The sequence below is a fragment of the Sphingobium sp. BHU LFT2 genome (genome assembly GCF_018604485.1).
Lineage (GTDB): Bacteria > Pseudomonadota > Alphaproteobacteria > Sphingomonadales > Sphingomonadaceae > Sphingobium > Sphingobium yanoikuyae_A.
Genome location: NZ_JAFCGW010000003.1, coordinates 320,922 through 346,913, shown reverse-complemented (window position 1 = coordinate 346,913; position 25,992 = coordinate 320,922). Strand labels below are relative to the sequence as shown.

21 protein-coding genes, 1 tRNA gene and 2 pseudogenes are annotated in these 25,992 nt (G+C 58.3%); 14 read left to right on the top strand and 10 right to left on the bottom strand.

Features of this window, described 5'->3' with window-relative positions; all coding sequences use genetic code 11:
* The first annotated feature begins 43 nt into the window (after positions 1 to 43).
* Positions 44 to 1,573 (top strand): UxaA family hydrolase, encoded by a 1,530-nt coding sequence (locus JQK15_RS08950; RefSeq protein ID WP_081260936.1) that lies wholly within the window; start codon positions 44 to 46, stop codon positions 1,571 to 1,573.
* Between the two features lie 111 nt (positions 1,574 to 1,684).
* Here JQK15_RS08950 and JQK15_RS08945 read toward each other — a convergent pair whose 3' ends face one another.
* Together JQK15_RS08945 and JQK15_RS08940 are read right to left on the bottom strand one after the other, a co-directional pair.
* Positions 1,685 to 1,960, bottom strand: a complete 276-nt coding sequence (locus JQK15_RS08945; RefSeq protein ID WP_004209236.1) for an HU family DNA-binding protein — start codon at positions 1,958 to 1,960, stop codon at positions 1,685 to 1,687.
* A 199-nt stretch (positions 1,961 to 2,159) separates the two neighbouring features.
* Positions 2,160 to 2,251, bottom strand: a tRNA-Ser gene (locus tag JQK15_RS08940).
* A 231-nt stretch (positions 2,252 to 2,482) separates the two neighbouring features.
* Here JQK15_RS08940 and JQK15_RS08935 point away from each other — a divergent pair.
* On the top strand, positions 2,483 to 3,286 hold the full coding sequence (locus JQK15_RS08935; RefSeq protein ID WP_010335812.1) for a DUF1134 domain-containing protein: 804 nt from the start codon (positions 2,483 to 2,485) through the stop codon (positions 3,284 to 3,286).
* Positions 3,287 to 3,289: 3 nt separating this feature from the next.
* Here the strand turns inward: JQK15_RS08935 and dinB are convergent, their stop codons facing one another.
* Genes dinB through JQK15_RS08920 form a run of 3 tightly spaced genes read right to left on the bottom strand, consistent with a single transcriptional unit; the run spans position 3,290 to position 5,505 of the window.
* Positions 3,290 to 4,387: a DNA polymerase IV gene (gene dinB / locus JQK15_RS08930; protein ID WP_125998801.1), complete on the bottom strand. Its 1,098-nt coding sequence runs from the start codon at positions 4,385 to 4,387 to the stop codon at positions 3,290 to 3,292.
* Between the two features lie 48 nt (positions 4,388 to 4,435).
* The gene (locus tag JQK15_RS08925; protein ID WP_004209271.1) at positions 4,436 to 4,981 is read right to left on the bottom strand and encodes a YceD family protein; all 546 of its coding nucleotides are present in this window, start codon (positions 4,979 to 4,981) and stop codon (positions 4,436 to 4,438) included.
* Positions 4,978 to 5,505, bottom strand: coding sequence for a ubiquinol-cytochrome C chaperone family protein (locus tag JQK15_RS08920; protein WP_214865002.1), 528 nt, complete (start codon positions 5,503 to 5,505; stop codon positions 4,978 to 4,980). Before JQK15_RS08920 ends, JQK15_RS08925 begins: the two co-directional genes overlap by 4 nt.
* Before the next feature lie 162 nt (positions 5,506 to 5,667).
* On the opposite strand from JQK15_RS08920, the gene JQK15_RS08915 reads away from it, so the two are divergent.
* Both JQK15_RS08915 and JQK15_RS26835 read left to right on the top strand, forming a co-directional pair.
* A complete protein-coding gene (locus tag JQK15_RS08915; RefSeq protein WP_004209273.1) occupies positions 5,668 to 6,180 on the top strand; it encodes an outer membrane protein assembly factor BamE in 513 nt (170 codons plus the stop codon).
* A gap of 648 nt (positions 6,181 to 6,828) precedes the next feature.
* Positions 6,829 to 7,484: pseudogene (locus JQK15_RS26835) on the top strand (IS5 family transposase); the annotation flags it as partial.
* A gap of 33 nt (positions 7,485 to 7,517) precedes the next feature.
* Here JQK15_RS26835 and JQK15_RS08910 read toward each other — a convergent pair.
* Positions 7,518 to 8,336, bottom strand: a complete 819-nt coding sequence (locus JQK15_RS08910) for a class I mannose-6-phosphate isomerase (protein ID WP_214865155.1) — start codon at positions 8,334 to 8,336, stop codon at positions 7,518 to 7,520.
* A 137-nt stretch (positions 8,337 to 8,473) separates the two neighbouring features.
* Entirely contained in the window at positions 8,474 to 8,707 is a 234-nt protein-coding gene (locus JQK15_RS26830; RefSeq protein WP_353047193.1) for a sugar phosphate nucleotidyltransferase, read from the bottom strand.
* Between the two features lie 553 nt (positions 8,708 to 9,260).
* Here JQK15_RS26830 and JQK15_RS08900 point away from each other — a divergent pair.
* The 5 genes from JQK15_RS08900 (at position 9,261) to JQK15_RS08880 (ending at position 14,406) form a co-directional block, all read left to right on the top strand.
* On the top strand, positions 9,261 to 10,343 hold the full coding sequence (locus JQK15_RS08900) for a mannose-1-phosphate guanylyltransferase/mannose-6-phosphate isomerase (protein WP_214865000.1): 1,083 nt from the start codon (positions 9,261 to 9,263) through the stop codon (positions 10,341 to 10,343).
* A gap of 42 nt (positions 10,344 to 10,385) precedes the next feature.
* On the top strand, positions 10,386 to 11,879 hold the full coding sequence (locus tag JQK15_RS08895; protein WP_214864998.1) for a phosphomannomutase: 1,494 nt from the start codon (positions 10,386 to 10,388) through the stop codon (positions 11,877 to 11,879).
* 74 nt (positions 11,880 to 11,953) lie between these two features.
* On the top strand, positions 11,954 to 12,955 hold the full coding sequence (locus JQK15_RS08890) for a KpsF/GutQ family sugar-phosphate isomerase (protein ID WP_214864996.1): 1,002 nt from the start codon (positions 11,954 to 11,956) through the stop codon (positions 12,953 to 12,955).
* A 12-nt stretch (positions 12,956 to 12,967) separates the two neighbouring features.
* Positions 12,968 to 13,780: a 3-deoxy-manno-octulosonate cytidylyltransferase gene (locus JQK15_RS08885; RefSeq protein ID WP_214864994.1), complete on the top strand. Its 813-nt coding sequence runs from the start codon at positions 12,968 to 12,970 to the stop codon at positions 13,778 to 13,780.
* Positions 13,777 to 14,406: a histidine phosphatase family protein gene (locus tag JQK15_RS08880; protein WP_214864992.1), complete on the top strand. Its 630-nt coding sequence runs from the start codon at positions 13,777 to 13,779 to the stop codon at positions 14,404 to 14,406. The genes JQK15_RS08885 and JQK15_RS08880 overlap by 4 nt, the downstream gene beginning before the upstream one ends.
* Before the next feature lie 23 nt (positions 14,407 to 14,429).
* Here JQK15_RS08880 and JQK15_RS08875 read toward each other — a convergent pair whose 3' ends face one another.
* Positions 14,430 to 15,434 (bottom strand): right-handed parallel beta-helix repeat-containing protein, encoded by a 1,005-nt coding sequence (locus JQK15_RS08875; RefSeq protein WP_214864990.1) that lies wholly within the window; start codon positions 15,432 to 15,434, stop codon positions 14,430 to 14,432.
* A gap of 511 nt (positions 15,435 to 15,945) precedes the next feature.
* Here JQK15_RS08875 and JQK15_RS08870 point away from each other — a divergent pair.
* The 5 genes from JQK15_RS08870 to JQK15_RS08850 all read left to right on the top strand — a co-directional run bounded on the left by JQK15_RS08870 (position 15,946) and on the right by JQK15_RS08850 (position 21,413).
* Positions 15,946 to 16,806 carry a sulfotransferase family 2 domain-containing protein gene (locus JQK15_RS08870; protein ID WP_214864988.1) on the top strand — a complete coding sequence of 287 codons (861 nt, stop codon included), beginning with the start codon at positions 15,946 to 15,948 and terminating at the stop codon, positions 16,804 to 16,806.
* Positions 16,807 to 17,347: 541 nt separating this feature from the next.
* Complete coding sequence (gene kdsA / locus JQK15_RS08865; RefSeq protein WP_214865153.1) at positions 17,348 to 18,193, top strand: 3-deoxy-8-phosphooctulonate synthase; 846 nt, start codon at positions 17,348 to 17,350, stop codon at positions 18,191 to 18,193.
* Positions 18,194 to 18,214: 21 nt separating this feature from the next.
* Positions 18,215 to 19,147: a hypothetical protein gene (locus JQK15_RS08860; RefSeq protein WP_214864986.1), complete on the top strand. Its 933-nt coding sequence runs from the start codon at positions 18,215 to 18,217 to the stop codon at positions 19,145 to 19,147.
* Entirely contained in the window at positions 19,144 to 20,295 is a 1,152-nt protein-coding gene (locus tag JQK15_RS27420) for a glycosyltransferase (protein WP_214864984.1), read from the top strand. The genes JQK15_RS08860 and JQK15_RS27420 overlap by 4 nt, the downstream gene beginning before the upstream one ends.
* Positions 20,292 to 21,413, top strand: coding sequence for a hypothetical protein (locus JQK15_RS08850; RefSeq protein WP_214864982.1), 1,122 nt, complete (start codon positions 20,292 to 20,294; stop codon positions 21,411 to 21,413). Before JQK15_RS27420 ends, JQK15_RS08850 begins: the two co-directional genes overlap by 4 nt.
* 320 nt (positions 21,414 to 21,733) lie before the next feature.
* On the opposite strand, the pseudogene JQK15_RS08845 reads toward JQK15_RS08850, so the two are convergent.
* Positions 21,734 to 22,829: pseudogene (locus JQK15_RS08845) on the bottom strand (IS5 family transposase).
* Positions 22,830 to 22,962: 133 nt separating this feature from the next.
* The gene (locus JQK15_RS08840; protein ID WP_214864980.1) at positions 22,963 to 25,992 is read right to left on the bottom strand and encodes a capsular polysaccharide export protein, LipB/KpsS family; all 3,030 of its coding nucleotides are present in this window, start codon (positions 25,990 to 25,992) and stop codon (positions 22,963 to 22,965) included.

Genomic DNA, 25,992 nt, shown 5'->3' with positions numbered 1-25,992 from the left:
GATCTCCTTGTCCGCCGGTTACCGCCTTGTGCCAACGCTGGCAATGGCCTATTCCAAACCCATGTCGATCCTTGCCGAAACCGCCCCGCTGCTGGCCCTTCAGGTCGCACCCGAAGATGATGTCGCCGTTGCGCTGCACCCGCTGAAGGCTGGGCAGACGGTGCGGGTCGGCAAGGCCGATGTGCCGTTGCGCGATCCGGTTCCGGCCGGGCACAAGTTTGCGCTCCACGATATTGCGGCCGGGGCGCCGGTCCGCCGCTATCGCGCGCCGATCGGTTTGGCGACGCAGGCGATCCTGGCTGGCGAGCATGTCCACAGCCATAATCTCCACACCGCGCTTTCGGGCGAACTGGCCTATCGCTTCACCGGTGCGCAGCCGCAGCCGCTATCCCCGACGGACCGGCCCGTTCCGCATTTCCGCGGTTATGTCCGCGCCGACGGCAGCGTCGGCACCCGCAACGAGATCTGGATTCTTCCGACCGTCGGTTGTGTCGGCCGATTGGGTGAGCGGCTGGCGATGAAGGGGGCGGCGCTGGCGGAGGGGCGTATCGATGGCGTCCATGCCTTCAATCACCCCTTTGGTTGCTCGCAACTCGGCGCCGATCTGGACGGCACGGCCGCGATTCTTGCCTCTCTGGCGCTCAATCCCAATGCTGGTGGGGTGTTGCTGCTCGGGCTGGGCTGCGAGTCCAATCAACTCGACGCGCTGCTGTCGCGCATTCCGCCCGATCGGCGCGCCCGGCTGCGCACCGTCCGTGCGCAGAGCGAAAGCGACGAGTTCGAGGCCGGCATGACGGCGCTCGCCGAACTGATCGATCTGGCCAGCGCGGATCAGCGGCAGGATGTGCCGCTTTCGGCGCTGCGTTTGGGGGTCAAATGCGGTGGCTCCGATGCAATGAGCGGCCTCACCGCCAATCCCCTGATCGGTCGCATGGCCGATGCCGTGGCCCAGGCGCAAGGCAGCGCGATCCTGACCGAAATCCCGGAGATTTTCGGCGCGGAGACGCTGTTGATGCAGCGCGCCGAGAATGAGGCCGTGTTCGATCGGCTGACGCAGGTGGTCAATCGCTTCAAACGCTATTTCCTCGACCATGGCGAACCGGTGTCGGAAAATCCCAGCCCCGGCAATATTGCCGGCGGCATCACCACGCTGGAGGAAAAATCGCTGGGCGCGGTGCAGAAGGGCGGCATTGCCATCGTGACTGACGTCATCGACTATGGCGACCGGATCAGCCGCACCGGCCTCACCATATTGGAAGGCCCCGGCAATGATGCCGTGTCGACGACGGCGCTGGCGGCGGCTGGCGCAACCCTGACCTTGTTCTCGACCGGTCGTGGCACGCCACTTGGCAGCCCGGTACCGACGGTCAAGATCGCGTCGAACAGCGCGCTGGCCGATCGCAAGCCGGGCTGGATCGATTTCGACGCCGGACGCGTCCTGCAGGAAGGGATGGATGCCGCGGCCGATGCGCTGCTGGCACATATCGTCGCGATTGCCAGCGGGGCGCCGGCCCGGAACGAGGTGAATGACGAACGCGCCATCGGCATCTGGAAGCGCGGCGTAACCCTTTAGTTTTTCGCCCAAGGATCAATGGGCGTTGCGGCGATCCGTCCGTGCGGGACCGGAGGACGCCGGCAGAATAAGCCCGGCGCCGCGCCATCAGGCGGGCACCGGGCCAGTTCCTCAGCCGTTCAGCTTGTCCTTGACCGCCTTGGCGGGGGTGAAGCCGAGCTTCTTGGAGGCAGCGATCTGGATGGTCGCGCCGGTCGAAGGATTGCGGCCTTCACGGGCGGCCGACTCCTTGACCTTGAACTTGCCGAAGCCGTTGAGCGAGATTTCTTCGCCCTTGGCAGCAGCATCGGCGATCGCGGCAAACACGCCATCGACCAGCTTGCGGGCATCGGCCTTGGTGATGTTGTGGGCCGAAGCCAGGGTGTCGGCGAGGTCGCTGTTGTTCATGGAATAGGCTTTCCTTTGTTGTTGGCGCGCATTGCATAGCTGGCACGAAAGCCAAGGTCCATCGGTCCTGAGCGTCCGATTGCGCTTAAAAGTGCGGTTAATGCGGCGTTTCAGACGCTTTGCGCATGCGCGCATGCCAACCGGCCGGTCAAAGGCCGATATTGCGGCCTGAGCGGCCGGATCATCATCAATGGAAAGGTGGCGGAGACGGAGGGATTCGAACCCTCGGTAGCCCCTTAAGGCTACGACGGTTTAGCAAACCGCTGGTTTCAGCCACTCACCCACGTCTCCGCACGAATTTGCCTACCGGAAACCGGGAGGCAGTGGCTAGGCGACGGGCTATAGCGACGGCTTTGATCCATGGCAACGGTCCAAATGTGCGATTTTTCATGCGGATTTGCACAATCGGATTCAATCTGGCTTAGAATCGACTCCGGTGGGCGTTCGTTCATTGTCGTTTCAGCTTGGCGACGGATAATCTGACGGATGTTTTCAAGAGCGGGCTTCGGGGAGTATCGGGTAATGATCGGCAGCATGGGGCGCACGGGCGCCCGCTTCGCACGGGTGGGTGCCCTGATGGCGGCACTCGGCGGGCTCCTGCTGGCGCCGGTCGCCAGCGCGCAGATTCGCACGGTCGATCCCAACACGGCGATCGATTCCGATCTCGCGCCGCCGCCGGTCCAGAACAGCACGCCGACCGATCCGGGCGTCGACTCCAGCCTGCCGCCGCCAGCCACCTCGACTGATTCCGGCACCTATAATGCCGCTCCCGCTGCCGGCGGTGCCACCGCCACCGGCGCGCCGGTCACCTCCAATTCGCCGCCGGCCGCGATGGCGCCGGGCGAATCCTATCAGGAAGATGATCTGATCGGCGCGGCCGAAGGCGTGTTCGGCAAGGGCGCCGAGGGCCTGGCCGGCATCATCGAGAAGATCCTCAAGGATCAGGGCCAGCCCAATGCCTATATTTCCGGGCGCGAGGCGTCGGGCGCCTTCGTGGTCGGCCTGCGCTATGGTTCGGGCACGCTCAACCACAAGATTGAGGGCAAGCGCGAAGTCTATTGGACCGGTCCGTCTATCGGCTTCGACGTCGGCGGCAATGCCGCCAACACCTTCGTCCTGGTCTATAATCTCTATGACAGCCAGGATCTCTACCACCGTTTCCCGGCGGCCGAAGGCACCGCCTATCTGGTCGGTGGCTTCACTGCCAGCTATCTGCGTTGGGGCAGCGTGGTGCTGATCCCGATCCGCCTGGGCGTCGGTTATCGCCTCGGCGTCAATGCGGGCTATATGAAGTTCAGCGAAAAGCGGACCTGGCTGCCCTTCTGACGGTCATAGCAGGGAGAGCTGGGCGCCCGCGTCGCCGCTCTCCCCCGCTTCCCCCTCGCCTTCCAGATTATGCACGCCCAGGCCCAGCAGCCGGGCCCCCATGCGCAGCGGCAATTGCGCCTTCAGCAGCGTACAGCCAGCGTCCACCAATTGTTCGACCGATCGAACCGGCGCGGCAAAGCTGCGCGACCGGGTGATGATGCGGAAATCGGCGAACTTCACTTTCAGCACAACGGTCCGGCCATAGGCCTGCGCCTTCTCGATCCGGGCCCACAGGCTTTGCGCGATCCGCTCGATTTCGCGCAGCAGCGCCTCCTCGGCGACAAGATCCTCGAAGAAGGTGTCCTCGACGCTGACCGACTTGCGCTCCTGCCGTTCATGCACCGGCCGATCGTCCTCACCCCGCGCGGCACGATAATAGAAGAGCGCGCTGCTGCCGAAATGGGTCTGGAGGAAGGATAGATCGCGATCGCGCAGGTCGGCGCCGGTTTCGATTCCCAATTTGTGCATCCGTTCGGCGGTGACCGGGCCGATGCCGTGAATCCGCCGCACCGGCATGCGCGCCATGAAGTCGGCGCCTTCCGCCGGCCGCACCACGCACAGCCCGTCGGGCTTGTTCTGGTCCGACGCCAGCTTGGCGATCAGCTTGTTGTAGGACACGCCGGCCGATGCGGTGAGGCCCGTCTCCTCCTGGATCAGCCGCCGGATTTCCTGCGCCACCTGCGTCGCCGACGCGATGCCCGGCTTGTTCTGCGTCACGTCCAGATAGGCCTCGTCGAGCGAGAGCGGCTGGATCATGTCGGTGAAGCGCGCAAAGATCGCGCGGATCTGGGCAGATACGCTGCGATAGACTTCGAACCGCGGTTTCACGAACAGCAGATCGGGGCATAGCCGCCGCGCTCTTGCACCCGGCATCGCCGATCGCACGCCGAATTTCCGCGCTTCATAGCTGCAGGTGGCGACCACGCCGCGCGGACCGCCGCCACCCACGGCAATTGCCTTGCCGCGCAGGCTGGGATCGTCACGCTGTTCGACCGACGCATAAAAGGCGTCCATGTCGATATGGATGATCTTGCGCAGCGCGGGCGGCGGGGCGTCCATGGCCGGCCTTATGCCACCATGGGAACGAAAGGGAAACAGTCGGGCGTGTCAGCCCTTCTTCTTGCCCTTTTCGTCCTTGGCCATGGCCAGCAGCGCGGCAAAGGGGCTGGCCTGATCCTCGGTCAGCACCCCGGCCTCGCGCAGATAGCTGTCGGCCTCCGGCGCGCGCGGATAGGGCTCCATTGCCAGCGCCACCGTCTCGGCCACCGCTTCGCCCATGTCGATGACATTGCCGTCATAGCCGATCGTGTCGCAATCCTCCGCGTCCAGCTCCAGCTCCTCGCCCTCGGGCAGGTCGCCGCTCTCGGGCACGAAGCGCAGCAGGAAATCGGTATCGATGGTTTCGGGCACCGGCAGGCCGGTGGCGACGCAGGGCTGGGCCAGGGCGGCGCGGACCCGGCCGCGTGCCAGGATCGTGCTGCCCTCCGCGCTCAGCCGATAATCCGCCTCCAGCCGGTCGAGCGCCAGCAGCGCAAAACGGCGCATCAGCGCGGCGCGCTCGCCCTCATCGGCGCTGATGGTCACCAGGCTGTCACCCAGCTTGCCCAGCTGGTCGGCGCGCACGGGGCGCGAAAATTCGATCATGTCGCTCATCCAAGGTCTCCAGCCAGCAAGGCGTCGCGGGTCAGGCAGGCCAACCTTGTCCAGCGCGCGCGCAGCGCGCCCTCGACATGGGCCAGGGCATCTGCCGACGGGGCATCACCGCGATACAGGTTTCGGCGCAGCGCATCCTCCAGATCGCCCTCCGCCGTCAAGGCCGCACGATAGGCCGCCAGTCGTCCGCCCAGTGCGCTCATCATCCGGCCGATATGCTTGCCGACGACAACATCGCCAATCCCTTCCTGGCGCAGCTGGCCGTCCATATCATCGACGAACAGCTCGGTCAGCCACACGCTCTCCTGCGCCGCGCCCAGCGCCTCAAGTCGCATCAGCACCTGCGCCAATATCGCGACGATCATGTCGAACCGGCCGTCCAGCGTATCGGGCACACCGCCCTGCAGATACCAGTGCGGCTGCCGTCCCTCGGCCACCACCGCATGATAAAGCGGCATCAGGCCCGCCTTGGGATCATCGCGGCCTAGCAGGCGCTGGAGGAAGGAAGGACGGGATTGGGACATGGGTTGCCGTCTTTTCGTGATGGAATGTGGGCCAGCGGGCTTCGCGGGCGCGTGCGCCCCTTGCCGGGGCCTGCGCATTTCCATATTGATCGCTGGGCCGCCCGATGCAATGGCGGCTTTCTGTTTCTTGGGTTCGCGGGCCCGTCCCCGCAGGAGAAGACCATGCGCAAGTTTAGCCGCCAGTCCCGCCGCGGGCGTTTCCTGCTGGCTCTGGGCCTCGGCGCGATCGTGATCAGCGCATCGGGCTGTACCCGCATCCGCACGCATCAGGGCTATCAGGTCGACAAGCTGCTGGTGGACTCCGTCCAGCCCGGCATCGACAATCGTGCCTCGGTCGAAGGCACGCTGGGCCGTCCCAGCTTCGTCGCCCAGTTCGGCGAACAGGACTGGTATTATGTGTCGCGCGACATGCGCTCGCTCGCCTTCTCCAATCCCAAGCCGGTGTCGCAGACGGTTCTGCATGTCCGGTTCGACCCGGCCGGCAACGTCGTCGCCGTCGATCGCATGGGCCTGGAGCAGGTCGCGCACATCTCGCCGACCGGCGACAAGACCCCGACGCTGGGTCGCCATCGCAGCCTGTTCGACGAGATTTTCGGCAATATCGGTGCCGTGGGCGCCATGGGGGCCGGCTCGGCCGGCGGCGCCGGTCCGGGCGGCGGCCCGAACGGCAGCTGAGCCTGGCTGCACTGCGAAGATATAGGCGCCGTCCTGTCCATCATGGACCGGGCGGCGTTTTTGTTCGGACGGCATGACCTGGGCATCGGATCGACAGCGGTTCGAGCTGCGCCAGGCACAAAAAAACCGCCGTTTCCGGCGGTTTTTGCTTCCTTCCTCACCGAAGGAAAATGGTGCCAGAAGAGATTTTCAACCGAGCGCTTAAGCAACTGATTTCGCAGCCAAACAATAGACTTACGAAATCACCAGAGGCAGCTATAGCACACTCCGAACGCGTGGAAAAGGCTGGATGATGGCGGACACCGTAGCGATCTTCATGTTTGGCGGTTGGATTAGTGCATCGTCTTCACGGGTCATTTCTGTATCTCACGGTTATGGCGTACGATGCATTTACCATCGACACGAACATGGCGATTAAGTTGAATTCAATCTTGAGAGCGAACTGCTCGGTCATTGACTGACATCCCGATTTGGGGTGGCATGAAGTGATCAGGTCAGAGGGGCGTAGGGGGGATACGCCTCTTCGCGCGTCAGCACGACCCACGCGATCCGGGCCCACTTGTTGGCAAGCGTCACGGAGGCGAGTCGAACAGTCTTCTTTTCAGAGAGCTTCCTGATCCAGTCAGCCATAGGGCTAGGTTTGCCTGCCGGCGCTTTATCGGCACCTTGTTGTGGCTGGCCCGTACGGGCGGGCGCTAGCGTGACCTGCCCGAACGGTTCGGTCCCTATCAGACGGAGAAGCGACGCTATTATCGCTGGGTTGAGCAGAGCGTGATCGATCGGATATTCGAGGCGGCGCCGGATGATCCCGAATCGAATGGTTCGCGATTGATGCGACCGTGATACCTGCCCAGGCTCAAGCGGCCGCGACACAGGTAAAGGGGGGCGTTCAAGCCCAGGCTCTCGGCCGCTCTCGAGGTGATTTCGGCACTAATACCCACGCCGCAGTCGATGCAGCCGGCCTGCCGGTGCGATTCGTACTCGGCCGGACCAACAGAATGACATGGTGCCGGCCTTTGATCTGATCCGGGGCCTGCCTATCAGTCAACTGCTGGCCGACCGGCCCCATGACGCCGACAGCCTGTGCGACCTTGCGCGCGCAAGTTGACGAATCGGTCATTCCGCCACGCAGGCATTAGAAAATCCAGCGTGACTATGATCGCATGGCTTACAAACAGTGCTGGGGCATCCAAGGCTTCTTCGCCAAACTGAAGCAATGGCGCTTCAGCGCCACACGGCACGAGAAACTCTACGCTAACTTCCTATGCTTCGTCAAAATCGCCAGCATCGTGCTATGTTGTAGCCGCTATAGTCTAGACGCTGGCCCATTATGGCATCTAGCGTGGAATGGCGAGGAGGGCCGATACCGGTCCCCCCGTCAGGGTAAAGGCGCATTCGCCCTCCAGCAGCAGGCAGTCGCCCTTTTCCCATGACAGACCATTGACCTTGCCTGCGCTGGTCAGCGGCGTGAACCACAGCAGCTTGCCGTCTGGCACGCTGACACTCTGATTTTGGTTCCAATGGACTAGATCGAGCGAGAAGGGTGCTGCGCTATCAGCAATCAGCCGGGTTTCGCTACCCAGCGGCGCTTCGACCAGGACATGCTTGTAGGGGGTCAGGCGGCTGACCTCCACGCCCTCGTCCAGATGCAGTTCGCGCGGGCGGCCATAGTCGTAGAGGCGATAGGTTACGTCGGCATTCTGCTGGATTTCCACCAGCGTTATACCCGCTCCGATCGCGTGAACAGTGCCGGCCGGGATGAAATAGCAGTCGCCGGGCTTCACCGGTTTCCAGTCAATCCACTGCTCCAGCGACCCGTCCTGCGCGGCGGTGCGGAACTGGTCGGGGGCCATGGGGGCGGTGAGGCCGATGCCCAGCGTCGCGCTCGGCTCGCAGTCGAGGATGTACCAGATTTCCTCTTTCCCGCGCAGTAGTCCCTTGTTCACGGCTTGCGCGTCGTCGGGATGGACCTGAATCGAGAGGCGATCGCTGGTGAAGATATATTTGACCAACAGGGGTAGGTCGCGCCCGTCGGCGCTTTCGAACCAGACCTCCCCGACTTGACGGCCTGCACCAGCAGCGGCAAAGATCGACGGAAGGTCAGTACGGCCCCACGGCTTTTCAACATAATGAGGCTTAAGCTTTTGCATCGACAGGATATCCAATGACTAGACGGAGGGTTTCTCCTTAGTCAAAGCATCCCTGTCAACAGGAACCGGCGCAGATAGTGGTCGTAATCCGACTTCCCGAGCTTATCGCTCGCCTGTTCCAGTTGCGGGCCTTCGATGAAGCCCTAACGATAGGCAATTTCTTCGCGACTGGCGATCTTAGAACCATGACGGTTTTCGAGGACGCGGATGAAGTCGGCGGCGTCGAGCATACTGTCGAGCGCAGCAGTATCAAGCCAGGCATAGCCGTGACCAGTGATTTCGGCATGGAGTTCGCCCCGCTCGAAATAGACGCGGTTGACGTCGGTGATTTCCAGCTCGCCGCGTGGCGAGGGCTTGAGGTTCGCGACAATGTCCACGACTATTTGTCATAAGAATAGAGACCCGTCACTGCCCAGATGGACAGGGGTCTTCCGGGCTTGCCTTAATCGTGACGGCCCTCATTTTGTTATCGAATTTAATCAGGCCATAGCGTTCCGGATCAATTGACATGATAGGCGAAGGCGCTTGCACCGCTGCTGCGCGACGCGGCGCTAGCGATTAGCTCGGGTGGGCCGTGGCCAGGATAAATATCGTCGCCCAAGATCGGCGACGCAAATGATCATATGCGGTTGCGGGCATTAAGGCAGTCTCTAGGTGATGGACTTCTGCGACAAAGTTGGGGTCGATTATGTATTCGGCCTTCCAACGAACGCCGCGCTGCGCGCAGATACAGTCATCGTCACGGCCGCTGAAACCTGAAATTCCGTCTATCTACTTCGAAGAGCCCATTGATATTGCTGAGGTGAAAACGCCGACGGTGGCGCTTGCCCATATCACCTAGTCGTCCTAAGATCTCGATCGAACATACCAGACCCCGCGCCCTCCACCTCCGTGCGGGCTGAGCATTTCTTTCTTTGGCTTGAGCGAGTTATGATTAACAACTTTACAAAGATCGTCCCGGTCATCCTCTCTGGAGGATCGGGCACCCGGCTCTGGCCCGTCTCCACGCCTGAACGCCCCAAGCAGCTGCTACCCTTGACGGGGGACCAAACCATGCTGCAACTGACCGCAGAGCGGATCGAAGGCTTTGACGCCGCTCCAGTCGGTCGCACAATTCTAGTTTCCAACGCGGCACATGCTGAAATTATCGATGAACAGCTGCGCCAAATTGGGGTTGAAGACTATCGCGTCATCCTGGAGCCTGTCGGCCGCAATACTGCGCCGGCGATCGCCCTCGCCGCGTTGGAGGCGCAACCGGACGATGCTTTGTTAATCATGCCGAGCGATCATGTCATCGCTGACTTACCCGCATTCCACAAAGCCATTGCGCAGGCGATGCCGCTGGTCGAACAAGGGTGGCTCATCACTTTTGGTATCAGGCCTGAAGGCCCAGAAGTCGGCTACGGCTATATCCAGATGGGGCAATCCTGCAGCGATGCTGTTCATGAAGTCGTGCGCTTTGTGGAAAAGCCCGACCTTACCAATGCACAAAGAATGTTGGCGGAGGGCAACCATGCCTGGAACGCGGGCATCTTCCTGTTTCGTGCCGATACCTATTTGGCCGCACTCGAACGACACCGGCCCGATATGCTGGCGGCGGTCAGCGCATCGTTAGTGGAAGCCAGGCGGGAAGGCGCACATATCTTTCCCGATTCCATAGCGTTCCAAGGCTGTCCGTCGGATTCGATCGACTATGCGATTATGGAACGGGAAAGCAAAGTCGCCTGCGTACCCGTCAGCATGGGCTGGTCGGACGTCGGCAGCTGGGACTCCCTTCATGCGGTCAGCGCCCGCTGCGACAATGACAACGCCGTACGCGGTGATGCGCTGCTGCTGGGCGCGAACAATTGCCTGGTCCACAGCGACGGACCGCGCGTCACCTTGGTCGATGTCGACGATCTGATCGTGGTGGTGTCCCAAGGCAATGTCATGATCCTGAAACGCGGAGAGTCTCAGAAAGTGCGCAAAGTGACCGAGGCTCTGAAGGCCACGGCTGCTTCGATCGCTAACTGATCCCTTTTGGAACGCCGGAACCGGACGCAGCACGAGAGACTTATGATCCAATCCGTTTCTATCGCCGATCTAATGAGTCAGTCCGGCGTCGCCTTTGGTACCAGCGGTGCGCGAGGCTTGGTCAGTGCGATGACGGACCGGGTCTGCTTCGCCTATACCTGCGCTTTCCTCCAGCACCTTGCCGACATCGGCCAGTTCGGACCAGGACGGCATGTGGCAATCGCAGGCGATTTGCGGCCTTCCAGTCCCCGCATCATGGCGGCCTGCGCGGCGGCGGTACGCCATATGGGGGGAACTGTCGATAATTGCGGCTTCGTGCCTTCCCCGGCAGTCGCCGCCCATGGCTTCCGTCAAGCCATTCCATCACTGATGGTAACCGGCAGCCACATTCCCGACGACCGCAACGGCATTAAGTTTAACCGCACCGACGGTGAGGTGCTGAAGCCAGACGAGCTGTCTATTCGAGACCAAAGCGTGGTCCTGCCTGATCTGTTCGACGAGGAGGGGATGCTGAAGGACACGCAGCCTGTCGAACCCGATCTGGATGTCGTGACAGCATATGTCGCACGCTACTTCGATGTCTTCGGGCCCCGAGCTTTGGCAGGCATGAAACTTGGCATCTACGAACATTCAGCTGTTGGCCGTGACATACTGGGCGCATTGGTAAGCGCGCTGGGAGGGGAAGCTGTGTCACTGGGGCGGTCAGAGCGCTTTATCCCCGTCGATACTGAAGCCGTCCGTCCAGAAGATCAAAAGCTTGCGCGACAATGGGCTCGAGAATTAAAACTGGATGCAATCTTATCGACAGACGGAGACTCCGATCGCCCACTGCTAGCCGACGAAACCGGCGCCTGGATGCGCGGCGACATCCTAGGAATTTTGTGCGCACGGGCATTAGGTATTGATGCAATCGCGACACCTGTCAGCAGCAATAGCTCAGTTGAACTTTCCGGCCTCTTCAAAATCGTCCGACGGACCCGGATTGGCTCACCTTTCGTGATCGAAGCGATGAATGGCCTTGTCGATGAGGGGCCGACCGGCGTCTGCGGTTATGAGGCAAATGGCGGCTTTCTCCTGGCGACCCCTGTCAAGATTGGAAACCAAACGCTCGCAGCCCTACCAACGCGCGATGCCGTATTGCCCATCTTGGCCGTGCTGGTCGACGCCCAGCGTCGAGGCGTAACGCTATCGAAGCTACAGGCCCAGTTACCGTCCCGTCATACGTTCAGCGAAAGACTGCAAAATTATCCGACAGCGCACAGTCAAGCTCTAATCTCGCATTTGGAGCGCGGTAGCGAGGCTGAGATTTTGGAACGGCTGACAGCCATATTCGGCGATTTGGCCGGCGAGGCCGATGGAATCGACCGGACAGACGGTTTGCGTATCCACTTTGCGCGGGGCGACATCATCCATCTGCGCCCCAGCGGAAATGCGCCAGAGCTTCGTTGTTACACTGAAAGCGGCACTGCGGAACGGACCAAATTTCTTAACGAAAAAACATTGATATTAGTTAAAAATATGGCATTGCAAGTTTGATTTTATAAATAAAAAATATATCATATTAATTGAACTGTAATTTTATTTATCGGGGCAAGAAAAAGGGGAAAATTATGATTTCAGACCCTCGTTCGGTTGTCCAGTCGTTACCTGGCGGCGTGGTCAAATCCGCAGTTCGTGCTGTCGAGATTGAAGTGCGCGCACTCGAAGAGCTGGCCTCGGCAATAGCCAATACTTCTCTTGGCGAAGATCTTTCGGAAGCAGCTAAGCTCATCGCAGCCAAAGGCCGCCTTATTGTCACCGGTATGGGCAAGAGCGGGCATATCGGCCGCAAAATTGCCGCTACGCTGGCATCCACTGGAACGCCTTCCATGTTCATGCACCCGGCAGAGGCAAGCCATGGCGACTTGGGGATGGTTACTCCCAATAATGTGGTCCTGGCGCTCTCCTGGTCGGGCGAGACGAGCGAACTGAGCGATGTTATCGCCTATACGCGGCGTTTCTCGGTTCCGCTGCTTGCGATCACATCGCGTGCCGATAGTGCGCTGGGTCGTGCTGCAGATATTTGCTTCACTATGCCGCGTGTCCAAGAGGCATGCCCCAACCGATTAGCGCCAACCAGTTCTACCACGGTGCAGTTGGCATTTGGCGACGCTTTGGCGGTGGCATTGATAGAACAGCGCGGATTTTCCGCGACCGACTTCCGTACATTTCACCCGGGGGGCAAGCTGGGCGCACAGCTGATGTCAGTGGCAGACCTGATGGGCACTGGCAACGACGTACCGCAAGTGACGCCAAGCTCGTCGTTGCTCGACGCGACGTTGGAAATGACGCGCAAACGTTATGGTACAACGGCGGTGATTGACGATGACGGTCATCTGATCGGAGCATTCACCGATGGTGACCTTCGGCGAAGCATCACCACGGGAAACCTTAGCGATACGGTCCGCATGCACATGTCAGACGATCCCGTCATGGTCCACCCTAACGTCCTCGCATCTGAAGCGCTTAATATCATGAACAATCGCACGATTAGCGCGCTATTTGTGGTTGATGATCGAAGCTTGGTGGGCATTGTTCACTTACATGACCTTCTACGCGCTGGTGTAGCTTAACACGGAGCACCGATGGCCGATCTGATAGTTATCCCGGCGCGCTATGGATCGACGCGCCTGCCCGGCAAGCCACTACTGGAGATTGCTGGCCACTCGCTGTTGTCGCGGGTAATCCATGTTGCGCGCACCGCGCAACATTCGTTCGACAATGTCGAGATCATCGTCGCCACGGACGATGATCGCATCCGCGAGCATGCTGTATCGCTCGGCTGCGAAGCTGTAATGACCGACAGCTCGATCAGTTCGGGGTCAGGTCGCGCTCTTGCTGCAGCGAACAGCTGTGCGGTGCGGCCTGAAGTGGTCGTCAACCTACAGGGCGATGCCCCCTTCATTCCAGCATCTGTCGTTAAGCAAATGCTGGAAACCTCACGCGCGACAGAGGGGGTCGTGACCCCTGTATCGGTGTTAAGCTGGGACCAGCTCGACATACTCCGTGAGCACAAGAAGGCCGCGCCGTTCAGTGGAACGACATGCGTGCGAGCGCCTGATGGACGTGCCCATTGGTTCTCCAAATCAATCTTGCCAGCGATACGTGGTGAGGAGGCGTTGCGCGCCAGCGAGTCCATGTCTCCAGTACTACGGCATCTGGGCCTCTACGCCTATCGCCACGCTGCCTTGACAGCGTTCGAGGCAGCACCGCCATCGCTCTATGAGGAATTGGAGGGGCTTGAGCAGTTACGCTTCTTCGCATTGGGTATCCCGGTGACGACGGTGGAGATAGCTCCTCCGCGCATTTCAATGAGCGGGATCGACACGGTAGAGGATATTACGCTAGCGGAACAGATGATTGCGACATTCGGTGATCCAATGGATCAGACGACTTGAGCGGCCGCCTTTTCATCGTCCGCCACGGTAACACCTTCGCTTCGGGCGAACCCCCGCGCCGAGTAGGAGTAAAGACCGATATACCGCTGGTCGAAACGGGCGAATTGCAAGCCATAGCCTTGGGGCGGTGGTTTGCACGCGAGAAAATAACCTTCGATCGGGTCTATTGCAGCCCGTTATTGCGGACGCGCCAGACTGCCGCTGCAATCCTGGCTCATGTACCAGCCCCGTTGCCTGCAGTAGAACCGGCAAGCTTTCTAGCAGAGATCGATCATGGTCCAGATGAAAATTTGACAGACGATGCCATCGTTGTGCGCATTGGTCAAAATGCGCTAGCTGCATGGGATTTGCACGCCGAACCACCGCCGGGTTGGACAGTAGATCGTGAAATACGCATCGCGGCCTGGACGGAATTACTGACAAAGCCGATCAAGGGTAATGTGCTGCTTGTCACAAGCAACGGGGCGGCTCGCTTCGCATTATTGGCTTCAGACGACTTGGCCGCACAAGTGCGCGAACATCAAACGGATATGAAACTGCGGACAGGCGCTTGGGGGGAAATTGTGCAGACGGCAAACGGCCTCCATGTAGCGGCGTGGAATCAGCGCCCCCCGGCACGGATTTAGCCCGTCGGCCGATTGATCTATCATTACCCGGGATCAGGAGTGTGTTTCTTGACCATGCGGTTTTCGCGAATGTCATTGTCATGGCCGCCATCACGATCGTCACTACTGCTCCCGAAAGGATAGCCCTTATCAAGGTCACAATAGGGCGCTTTGCGATGTGACCTAGAATTTTCGACGATGCCCGGGCCATTAAGCTGGACCATATCAATCAGGAAGTTGTGCGACACCTGATTGAACGAAGGTGTCTGATGGCGGATGACGCCCCGCTCTCCGCAATTACGGTACAGCCGGATCGCGCCACCAGGTGACCGAATAGCCATCCTGTTTCCGCGTATAATGTTATGCGCTGATCCATCCACCGCAATCAGTTCTCGTCGGCCTTTCACGATAATATCGATATCGTTGTTTTCGATCCGGTTTTGCGCGCTTTCCTGGTCCAAATAGATGGCGAGCACTGCAGTGCCCCTGATTTTTGTGTTTGATAACGTGAAGCCTGTGGTTCCCGTTCCTAGATAAAGGGGGATGGCCCCTCCTGCATCAATCTCACTATCTACAACCTTGATCCTTGTGGGGGCTGAGCGTTGTGCAACCGCTGTCCAGTCAGGCCGACGTGACAACCGCGCCTCACGCTCATGATTGCTTCCAGGATCTACGCCTCGCGTGCGTATCGATCCCATAATGCGGCAATTGCGGATCGTGATATCGGTAGGCCGGCTCCAATGCACATCATCTACCGTAGCGACCTGCGCGGATTGGATTAAGATCCGCCCAGACGGCTTCGCGGCGTGTCCCTCGACGCCAATCGTTCCACCTTGACAGTCAATCACAACGCCAGAGGCATTCTGCCCCTTGAGCAGAATGCCCCGAGGGATGCTCTGCCCTTTCTGCAGGGTCACACTACATGTCAGCGGATAGCTTGCCGATCCCTTTCCCGCCGGCGCTGTCAGCCGCGCCAACACTTGCGCGTTGCAGGCCTCCTGGGCGCCAACCGGACCCGGCATAGCCGCTATGGCCATCAGCATCGTCATGCTAATCACTAGCTAACTCTCTTACAAAAGATCATGTCTGTGCCTCATCTGGCCGTTCAGGCTGTTGGCCCTCTGCTTCTCATGGCCACGATGGTGATCCATCTCTCCATTGAGTGCAAGTTCAGCGAATGCTTTCTTCAGAGCGTCGAGGAGGTTGCCCTAGCTGAGCGCCGCCATCGCGTCAGCGCCAGCCAGCAACTAGTCGAGAATCGAACGCACTTGCATCGTGACATATTGAATGTAATTTTTTGCCCATTCTAGCTCGCCGCACACAAAATTCCTGACAGTCCCTGTGCACCATCACGAAACCTCATCAGCAAGAGCAGCAAAGCGCCACCCGTGACCCGCGATGACGCTACTTACCATGTCCCAACGATGTCTCACAACCAGACAGCTGGTTCTGCGCTTTCCATGTCCTACTTTCCGTCTGAAAGGGCGTGCTTCATTGTCTTCCCGTCTCCTAGACGATACCGATAGAGCAAACCTGCGCGTCCCGCCCCAAGGAGCCCTCATGCCCCCAGGACTTTTCCCGCCGGCTTCGCTGACAAACCCGCCGCAGGTCGTGACGGAATTAATGAAGGCGGCGCCCGGCATATTTTCGGACGCTGCAGCTGCCAAGCGCTTCTTGCAACTAATTTACTTTCCAGCGTCACGGCACTGGCGCTATCAGCTGAACGGAAAATCGGGTAACACGTTCACACTTAACCTACTCTTTGAATTGGAATTTGGCGGACCATTTACCTGCCGACTCAATGATACCGACAATCAACATCCCGATTTTGCGCTATTCCAACTCCCCGCCGCTCGGCTGATGGAAAATGCCATAGGCGCTGAAGACACTATCGATGCTGTGCTGCACTTCCCCGGTCTGTCAATTGCTACCGTTCGAAACCCCTTTTCGCGTGCAGTTTCCGGCTTCCGCTATTTGTGTCGCAGTCACGAAATCGGCGACCGACGCTTTCTATCGGAACGGATCAGACTAAACGCCCTAGAAGGTTTTGACTGGGACAAGGACCCGCATAGCCCCCGCGGTTTCAACAAGTTCCTCGACTATCTTGGACGAATGGCGGAGACCGAAGGCCCTGACAAAATCGATCCCCACTGGTTATCTCAGCAACTGCATATCCGCCCAGACCTCTACAAACCAGATCTGATCGGACGAACTGAGAATCTTGCTCCTTTTGCCAAAGAACTCGCTGAACGTCTCGACCACCCTTTGCCAGACCTGTCCCGCCTGAAATCCAACCGAACAAAAAAGGTTAGCGGCAGTCTCTTCCTGTATGACGATCCCGCAGCGATCAGAAAGGTCCGAAGCCTCTATGCCGAGGATTTCATCATCTTTGGATACGATCCCGATCACCCAGCCTATTGAACTCTTTTGATCCTCATCTTGCAGGCGCCTTTTGGGGTCAATATGCCGCACCCCTCGCCTCATGGCTTGAAGACGGAGCGATATGCCGGACGGACTGGGTGATTTTGCAACCCGCGCCAATCTATTCTTTCAAAAAAAAATGAATATGGGCAAAATAACAAGGGCGCATTCTTCTTTTTAGCAAAGTCAATGGCTTAATAGCTCGTAAAACTGGCGGAAATAGCTTGCATCCGAGTATCTCGACATGGAATGGGAAAATTGGCGGCGGGGGTTTCATGCCGTCGATCCGTTCGAAGGCAGAATGATGACTCGATCGCCCGCAGACCAAATAGCCTGCACCACGGCTTCCCAAGCCCTAAGGGTTACTCGGCAGCCTGCAGTCAGCGCGCATTTTGAGTGCTGTAGTCTCATTCCAGCTCACCATACATCCTATGAAAAGCGTATCGCCGATGCGGCGCAGAGCTTCTACGCCACAATGGCAGCGCAGCACGCCCCCTTGCAGGTTCATCGCCCGCATCGAACCGATACTGGAGAAAGCCCAATGATCGAAACTCGTACCGTTAACGTTGGTGATATCAAAATTGGCGGCCGCGCGCCGTTTGCCCTGATCACCGGTCCGTGCCAACTGGAAAGTCTTGAACACGCACGCATGATGGCCGAGAAGATTTCTGAAGCTTGCGCTCCAACCGGCACCAAATTTATTTTCAAGGCCAGCTACGACAAGGCTAACCGCTCATCAATCAGCACCCAGCGGGGCTTGGGCATGGAAGAGGGGCTGAAAATCCTGAGCCATATCAAGCAGGAGTTCGGTGTCCCGGTGCTGACCGATGTGCATGATGCAGCACAGTGCGCCCCAGCGGCCGAAGTTTGTGACGTCCTGCAAATTCCGGCATTTCTCTGCCGTCAGACCGATTTGCTACTAGCTGCAGGCAAGACTGGCGCTGCGATCAACATCAAAAAAGGCCAGTTCCTGGCACCTTGGGACATGGGTAACGTTGCAGCGAAGATCGCCTCGACCGGTAACGAGCGCATCATGCTGTGTGATCGCGGTACGTCCTTCGGCTACAACACCTTGGTATCTGACTTCCGCGGTTTGCCGATCATGGCGCATACCGGATATCCGGTAGTCTTCGACGCCACCCACTCAGTGCAGCAGCCGGGGGGGCAAGGCACAACCTCTGGTGGCCAGCGTGAATTTGCTCCCGTGCTGGCGCGAGCGGCAGTAGCCATCGGCGTTTCTGCTTTGTTTATCGAAACCCATGAGGACCCTGACAACGCCCCTTCGGACGGCCCCAACATGATCCCGGTCGATAAAATGGCGGCTGTCATTAGCCAGCTGTGCGCCTTGGACAACCTGACCAAGTCGCAAGACCATATCTCGCTGTAAGTGCCCAAAAGGATAGATCAAATGATCGAAAAGAAGCAGGTACTCCAACCGGGCGCACGGAGCAAAAGCACCCAGGTGCTCGAGCAGGATCACTCATTGCAGCCAGAGGGCGCGCTGAATGCTGCTACTCTGGCGCTATTGGCGGAACGGGTCAGTGTGCTGCTGCAACTAGACCGCACTCGGCATAAGGTGCCGACCCAAGTTGACATGCAGGCACTTGCCAATGTTCCGGCCTACCTGTCCTCCGTGTTCCAGAAGGCAAATATGCTCGAAGGCGAACTGACTCCAGCGGAGGTCTACGAGGTAATCAACCGGCGCGTTTCGGACCTGCAGGCGCAGATCTATTTACTGCGCCTGGAAATGGACAGCCGGCTCGAACGTGATCCGGCGAAATTATATGAAGATCCGATGGTAGTTTCGGCCTATGGTGAGCGTCTATCGTTCATCACGCAAACCCCGCGCGATTTGAGTTTCGAGCCGCAGCTGATTGCCAGCGGCTGGCACAATTCGGAAAGTAGCGAATCTGGGCATTGGCGCTGGATGCGACCCGGGAACAGTTCAATCGTCTGCTTGCCACACCTTGGCAAGGTAGATCAACTCGTTGAAATTTGGGGAGAAGTGCTCGATCCAAACCAAATCAGCTCACTGAGGATTTTTGTGCAAGGCACTGAAGCCGCTATTGAAGTGCAGCCGGATCCATTGCATTTCGTCGCACGCATAAAGCTGTCTTTGGCCCAGGTACAATCGGCAAACTACCTTCCGATTGAGTTTCAGATGACGGATTTCCGCCAACCAAGCCCGACCGACACGCGCCTGTTGGGCGCACAGGTGGCTCGGTTCCGGTGCAGCGCCCTGGCAACATCGGAGCCCGCGGGGAAACCGGAATATGCGGACACGCCGCAGCTAATCGGGACATCTGAGGACACGAAAATGTCAGAGAGGGCCGCGCCGTGAAGGTTTCTGCCCTTTGCGATTTTGCTTTCTGGGAAGGTCGGGTTGGCACCGCAGTGCGCTTCAGCAGCTTATGCCACTCCCTGTCGAAAGTTTGCGATCTGACGGTGATCAGCACCGTGACCCTCGCAAACCGCTACAAGAGCTTTGCCGTAGGGAAACCATATGAATTCCTCGACAGGAGCGTACTTCAGAAGGTTCATGAGGCTCTGCCGCCTGGCATTATTCCTGGCGTAGCGAACGCGAACCAAGTCAGTGTTCGCGGAATTCGGGAACTCGTAATCTCGGGAGGCTTCGACGCGGTCCTGACGCCGTATTTCAATCGCAGATGGATGATCGAACACCTTCCTGCCGATATAGTCCGGATCATCGACACTCATGATTGCCAGTCTCAGCGCACTCGTTCCTTCGCTCGTCATGGGCTGATACCGACATTTCGTATGACGCCCGAGGAGGAAGGGGCAGAACTCGACAAATACGATATTGTATTAGCCATGTCGGACGAGGATTTTGACGAATTCTCCGCAATTTCGAGCAGCCCGGTGGTGACCACGCCTTTCCGTCTTCCTCTGCATGACTTGACAGGAGTGCGCAGTTTCTACGCCCCTGGGGGGGAGAATCGCGAACTTCTTTTCATTGCCGCGGACAGTCCAGTCAACCAAATGACCTTGGCATATCTGTTGCGTGATGTGTTGCCACTAGTGCCTGGGCATGTGGTGCTTAACGTGGTCGGCAATGTGTCAATGCCTAAGAATTTCACGGAAAACAGTAACTTCACGGTGGTTCGGCACGAGAATATCGATGATTTGGTACCGATCTATGCCCGCTGCGCACTAGCAGTGAACCCGACTTTCATGGGTGGCGGGGTCAAGACCAAGACGCTTGAGGCGCTGGCCTTTGGGGTTCCATCGCTCAATGCCGATGAGGGCGCGCGCGGAATGCGTCACCTGATCCCAGACGAACTCATTGCCAACGACAAGGAAACCTTTGCATGGCGTATCGGTGAATTGCTGTCCGACCCCGAGAAGCGCGCGACGCTAGCAAACGAGCAAACTGCCCGAGTGCGAACCGAAGACAGTGAAAGCTGGTTAACAATTTTTCGCGACCTCCTGCACGCAATTCGCAGTCACAAATTGGAGGCCTTCGCGTGACAATAGCGAAACGGATCATTGTCACTGGCGATTTTCTGCGCCCCTCCCCTCATAAGTTTCGTCCGACTCAGAACGAAAATATCCGCTGGCTGGCTCAGCTTCTGAACGTACCTGTCACGATGGCAACGGGGCTTCCGGTGCAAGAGGTGATCTGGGATGATAACTGGCTCAACCAGGCTACCTTTGATCAGGCTTCTGTCAGAGCCATCTACGAAGCCTTTTGGCTCAAGCCCAATATGCATAGTTGGGCGCAAATCTACAGCGCCGAAACGCTGCCTGTATCGGTCGAAAGCATCTTCGCCCATGTCTTTCGCGACAGCTTCGTCATCGGCTTCGAACTGCCGCCGGTGCTGGTGCATTTTTTACGCAGAAACGGCATTGGCTTTGTTGATGTGATACTCTCGCCAGTCCGTTTCATGGATGATTTGACCTTTTCCGTGAACGCCTCTTCACCTGCGGCGCTAAAGGCGATCCGTGCTCTCGCCTTGCCCGAAGCGGTACAACGACTGGCGGCGGGCGTCGTATCGGCCCACGTGGCCAAGCATTTTCCGACTCCCCCGCGTCCTGACACTCTTTTGGTCATCATGCAGACTAGCTTTGACCGGGCTGTCATCGAGGGAAAGCGGTTCGTAACGCTGATAGATTATATGAACGAATTGGAGGAGATCGCTAAAGATTACTCTTCAGTTCTAGTCAAACAACATCCCTTGGAACCTCAACCAGAAATCTGTGACATGTTGCTTCGCAACATGCCAGATGCTAGATTGACTGAAGAGAATTTTTATCGCCTTGTATCGCACCGGAACCTGAAGGGAGTAGCGGCACTCAGCTCCTCTTGCGTTTATGAAGCGGGTTTCTTTGGGAAACGTCAACACGCACTGATGCCAAGCGTGAATTTCAGTAAATCACCGGCAGGTCTAGACCTTTGTGAGGTAGGAGATATCCTCCTTGTGCCGGATTTCTGGCGTGATGCGCTCGGAGCGTCCGGACTGGCAGTCTCGGCGAAGGATGGCATTACGTTGCCTCCAAAACCCAATCGCTTCCGTCTGCAGCATCACACCTCCTGGGGTTATAGCGAGATCGACACTGATATTGCTGTGGCGTGGGCGAAGGATTAAATTTGGGGGCCAACGACACTAGAGCATCGCGCCTGAAATAGGAATCTGGGGATTCCCAGTGGGTTCAGAATGTGATTCACCTTCATTGGAGGTGGACCATGGGGAAATCCTATTCAGCCGATTTACGGGACCGGATCGCCGATCACATTGCATCGGGGCAATCACGTCGCTCGGCATCCCGTCATTTGGACACCTCGAAGAACCGTCTGATTTCGGCATGATGGCGGCTGGAAGGCTCAAGAGGGAAGTATGAGCCTCGGTTTTGGGGTCTGATCTGCTGATTTTCGTCGGTGCGGCGCCTTCACAGGCCGTCTTTGGCGTCACGCGGGCGCAATTCGCCCCTCGAGCCAGGCCAGGTGCTGGAAGTTATAGGCAAGGTTGGTCATGCCGATCTTGATACGGGCACGAGCAATGCCGATGGTGCGCACCACCAGACCCATGCGGTGCTTTTGCCCGGCAAAGACGTGCTCGACGGCGGAGCGGACCGCGGACCGCGGACCGCTTGGCATTGGCGCGTGCAATACGCTCAGGCATCGCTCGGCGGTGCGGCTTGCGCTGGTGGATGTGGCTGGTGAACATGCCTTTGGCGAGGAAGGCCTCGTTCTTCTTCGAGCGGTAGGCCGTATCGGCCCATACGCCCGAAGCCGTGTTGCCCCGGCTGATCAGCGTCGGCAATTGCGCGCCGTCAAGGGCATTGGCAGCGCTGGCATGCCAGGTGCGGATCAGGCCATGCGCCCGGTCGATGCCGATATGGTTCTTGTAGCCGAACATCGGGATGGCCAGATCGACCGGCTTAAAGGCCTTGGGGTCCGCGCCTTCCTTCACCTTGGTCTTGGTGTACTTCACGCTCCAGCGGGCATCGCGATCCTTTTGCCGGATCTTCGCAGGGTTATCCTGCCAGCGCTCGGGTATCCGGCCCTCCTTGATGGCCGCCTTCTCCTCCTCGGTGTTCCGCTGCTTCGGGGCGGGTACAACGGTGGCATCGATGATCTGCCCGCCCATGGCGAGGTAGCCCCGGTCCGTGAGGGCGGCATCGAAGCGGGCAAAGAGCCTGTCGATGGCCCTGGCCTTCACCAGACGCTCCCGGAACAGCCACACTGTCGTCGCATCGGGCACCGTGCCATCCAGGCCTAGCCCCAGAAAGCGCTGGAACGAGAGGCGGTCCTTGATCTGAAACTCGGTCGCTTCGTCAGAAAGCGAGTAGAGCGCCTGCAGCACGAGGGTCTTGAACATGAGGACCGGGTCGAACGGCGGGCGGCCACCCTTGCCGCGAGGATTACGGCGCAGCGCGGCTACCAGCGGTCCTCGGAAAACCTCGAAGTCCACGACGGCCGCCAGACGCTCCAGCGGATCGCCCGCAGCGCTCAATGCCTCATATCGGTCCGAAAGGTCGAAGAAACCCGGCTGCCCTGCCATCATCGCCTCCGCTATCGCGCAAAGGCAGTGAATCACTTCAGGCCCTCAGGCGCCACGGGTTTTTCGAGGTGTCCAGGTGGCAGCAGCTTACGCATGTGAATGCCTCGCGCACATGGAGGGATGTAGGAGATTATCAGCTGCTTTTATTCAGCGCCTGCTCCGAAAAGCGATAGCGGTCGAACAAGATCGAGTTCCAGCCACATACCGGTTTTGCCCGATCTGAGAAACGGTACAATTTGTCTCCGATACGCAACTGCTCATATCGGATGTCTGTCGTCGCGGTCATGTTTGAATTGTCCGGCATCTTTACTCTCTTGGTCACATGCTTGCCAAAAGAATAAAGATCATTGACCAGAAGATTGATGAACCGGACTATCTTTTCCCAGTCGGGCAGTTGCTCCTTCCTGAGCAGACCCAGGACGTCCTCAGGCGTTTCAACATAGTGGTTCACCCCTTCGGCAGCGTAGAAAGAGCCCCCGGAAAGGGCCACCGATCGCCGCCAAAGCATCGCCAAGATGCCTACGCCACTATTATAGGTCCATACTAGGTCGGCGGCTTCTAAAAGATCATAGATATTGGCATTGTCCATCATCAACGCGTTGCCCCATGAGCCACCAGCATCCTCCAGGGGATGCGTCTTGATCAGGACATGCACGTCAGGCGGCAGATTGGAGCACAGCGCGCGCACCTGCTCTACATAATCAGGATAGCTGACATTTCGGCCAAAGAAGCGGGTCACCGTGTCCCCCGGCCGCTGCAAGGCGACGAAGATTACCCTATGGTTCTCGGGGATACCGAGCTCGGCGCGCAGCGCCCGGCCACCTATACCTTCCGGCTGATCTTCAAGCGCCGGTCGCGTTGCCCTGATTTTGCTTACATAATCCTCGACCGCCTTGATTTGCTGAATGGTCAGCGGCTTGTCCCAACGCGCGGGATCATAGGTCGCGCTGTCAAACAGAAAGCCGTTCGGATCGAAGAAGGAGGAGTGCGGCAAGGCACCCCGTTCTGCCACGAAAAATTCCAGCCCCATTTCCCGCACCCAGCCATATATTTCCTCCATATTTGGCGTCTGGTAGGGGTTAAAGAAAATGACGCGCTTCACGTCAAACTTATCAACAACAGAATTCAGAATTTCGCGCGAATAGATGATTTCTTCATCTGGAATATAAAGAACGTCGCCCAATGCGGGCGCGACACAACGCTGATAAGTAAATGCATTTGATCGGAACATCAGGCTAACGCCCTGGCTCTTATTAGGCAGCGGCGGCGGTTCAACATTATATTTCGGGAACATCTGAATTTTCTTGATGAAAAGGTCTCTGTTAATCGATTCCTTTTCAGCATATTCCGACTTGTTTCCGGTGGGATGCCACGCATGGAAGAGGGCAATGCCTTTCATCATCAGCATGTCGCCGAAAAAGCGGTAGATTGCCTTGTATGTCGAGAATTCAGAGACAGAGTTGAAATTGAATTTTTCTTTGGCCCATTCGCGAGGAAGTGGGAAATATTGCAGATGACGGATCGCCCGGGTGTTGAATTCGAGATCTTCATAGCCCCAGCCCTCGAAGGCATCGTCATTACCGCCTCGTGAGAGATACCAATGGCGATTATAGACGTTCGCCGACGTCCCCGTCGAAAACTTCTCGACCATAGCACCATCTGCAGTGATCGCCGAGTGGATGAAGAACTGACGCCGCGCCTCCTCATCCATGCGGCGATAGAGTTCCGTCCCGTTCCGCGTCAGGAAAATGTAGGGGACCATCAGGAAATGCTTGGCGTCTTTGAGCATGCCCTGGATTTCGATTTCCCTTAGCAGATCATTGTAGAAGCCGTTATAGGGCATCAGATCGATGTCCTGCATCAGGATGAAGTCAGTGCCGGCATATTGGGCGCCGACATTCCGGCACCGACCGACTGAAAATACCTCCTCAGCAGTATCGACATAGGCATATGAATAGCCCATCTCGGCACAGAGCTTGCGCGTCCGTTCGGCCGCCGCCGGCTCAGAACCATCGTCTACTACAAGAATTTCGACGGTGTCTGGCTTGCGCGCATCCGCCTCAGCATAGCTAAGGCGCTCAAAGGCATCGGAGCGGTCGGGCGAAAAGCGGAAGGGCAGTATGCAGGTCAGCAGGCCGCCCCTGCTGCGATTGTCGAAGACGGTGACGCGCGAAAGCGGCGACAGCCAGTTGGCCACTTTCGCTGGCGAGCCGTCAGGTAAGCGCTTGCCAGTCCGGCTGGGAAGCGAGAATAGCTCGTTCAGATCCTGTAACGCCACTCGATCAATGGCGTCAGAGAATGTCATAGGTTCGTCTTCAGCGGGCTTTCTATAGACGCAGTTGGTAAGATATTCGGCTTCCAGCAGATGCTCCGCCGAAACAGTTCCGAAAGGCCGAGTCTCGAGCGTCCCGTCGCGCAGCAGTTCCACGTCTAGGCCGCGATAGTGACATTCCCGTGCCAAACGCAGATCGTCAGTAACGATGGGCGGGCGGCATGCTAGCCAGCCGAGCTCAAAGGGGGCAGGCGCAACTGTCGCCTGATATTCCGCCAACATCGCATCTTCATCTTCGGGCCGCGCCACGTCAGAGATGACTAGGCCAACGTCGCCATCTGGATGATGCGCCCGGAATTGCGCAAGAGCGTGGCGTACATAATCAGCCTGCTCTTCTATTGCACCCTGGCCGGAGAGGATTAGGAGCCGGCCTTGGCCGGCCACTAAATCCATGAGGAAAGCGGGTGCGACACGGGCGCTCGCATCGCCGGCTGCGACATAGCGAGACAATATGCTGGCGACGTCGATAGCCTCCTCATTGACTCCACCTAGCGTCCAGTCGTTCCAGCGCACTGGCTCCTTGCGCAGGCGAAAGCCGAAATTAGGGCGGGCATAGCCAGAGAGGCGATCCGCAAAGCCGTGCAAGTTTGAAGGTATGATTTCTACGGTCGCCAGCCCGACGTCGAAATCCCTGAAAAAGTCGTCATGATCCATCGCTCGCACCGTAGGCCAGTACGCCACCAGATGCGTGCCGTCGGTTTTGATCCGGTAGAGCTGTTCAGACAATTTATACCGAATCGACGTATATCTCACGTCAACAGAGGCAAGAGATTGCGCAAAAAAATCACGATAGGCATTGGGCATGCCCAAGACCCAGACCGTCTCGATCAT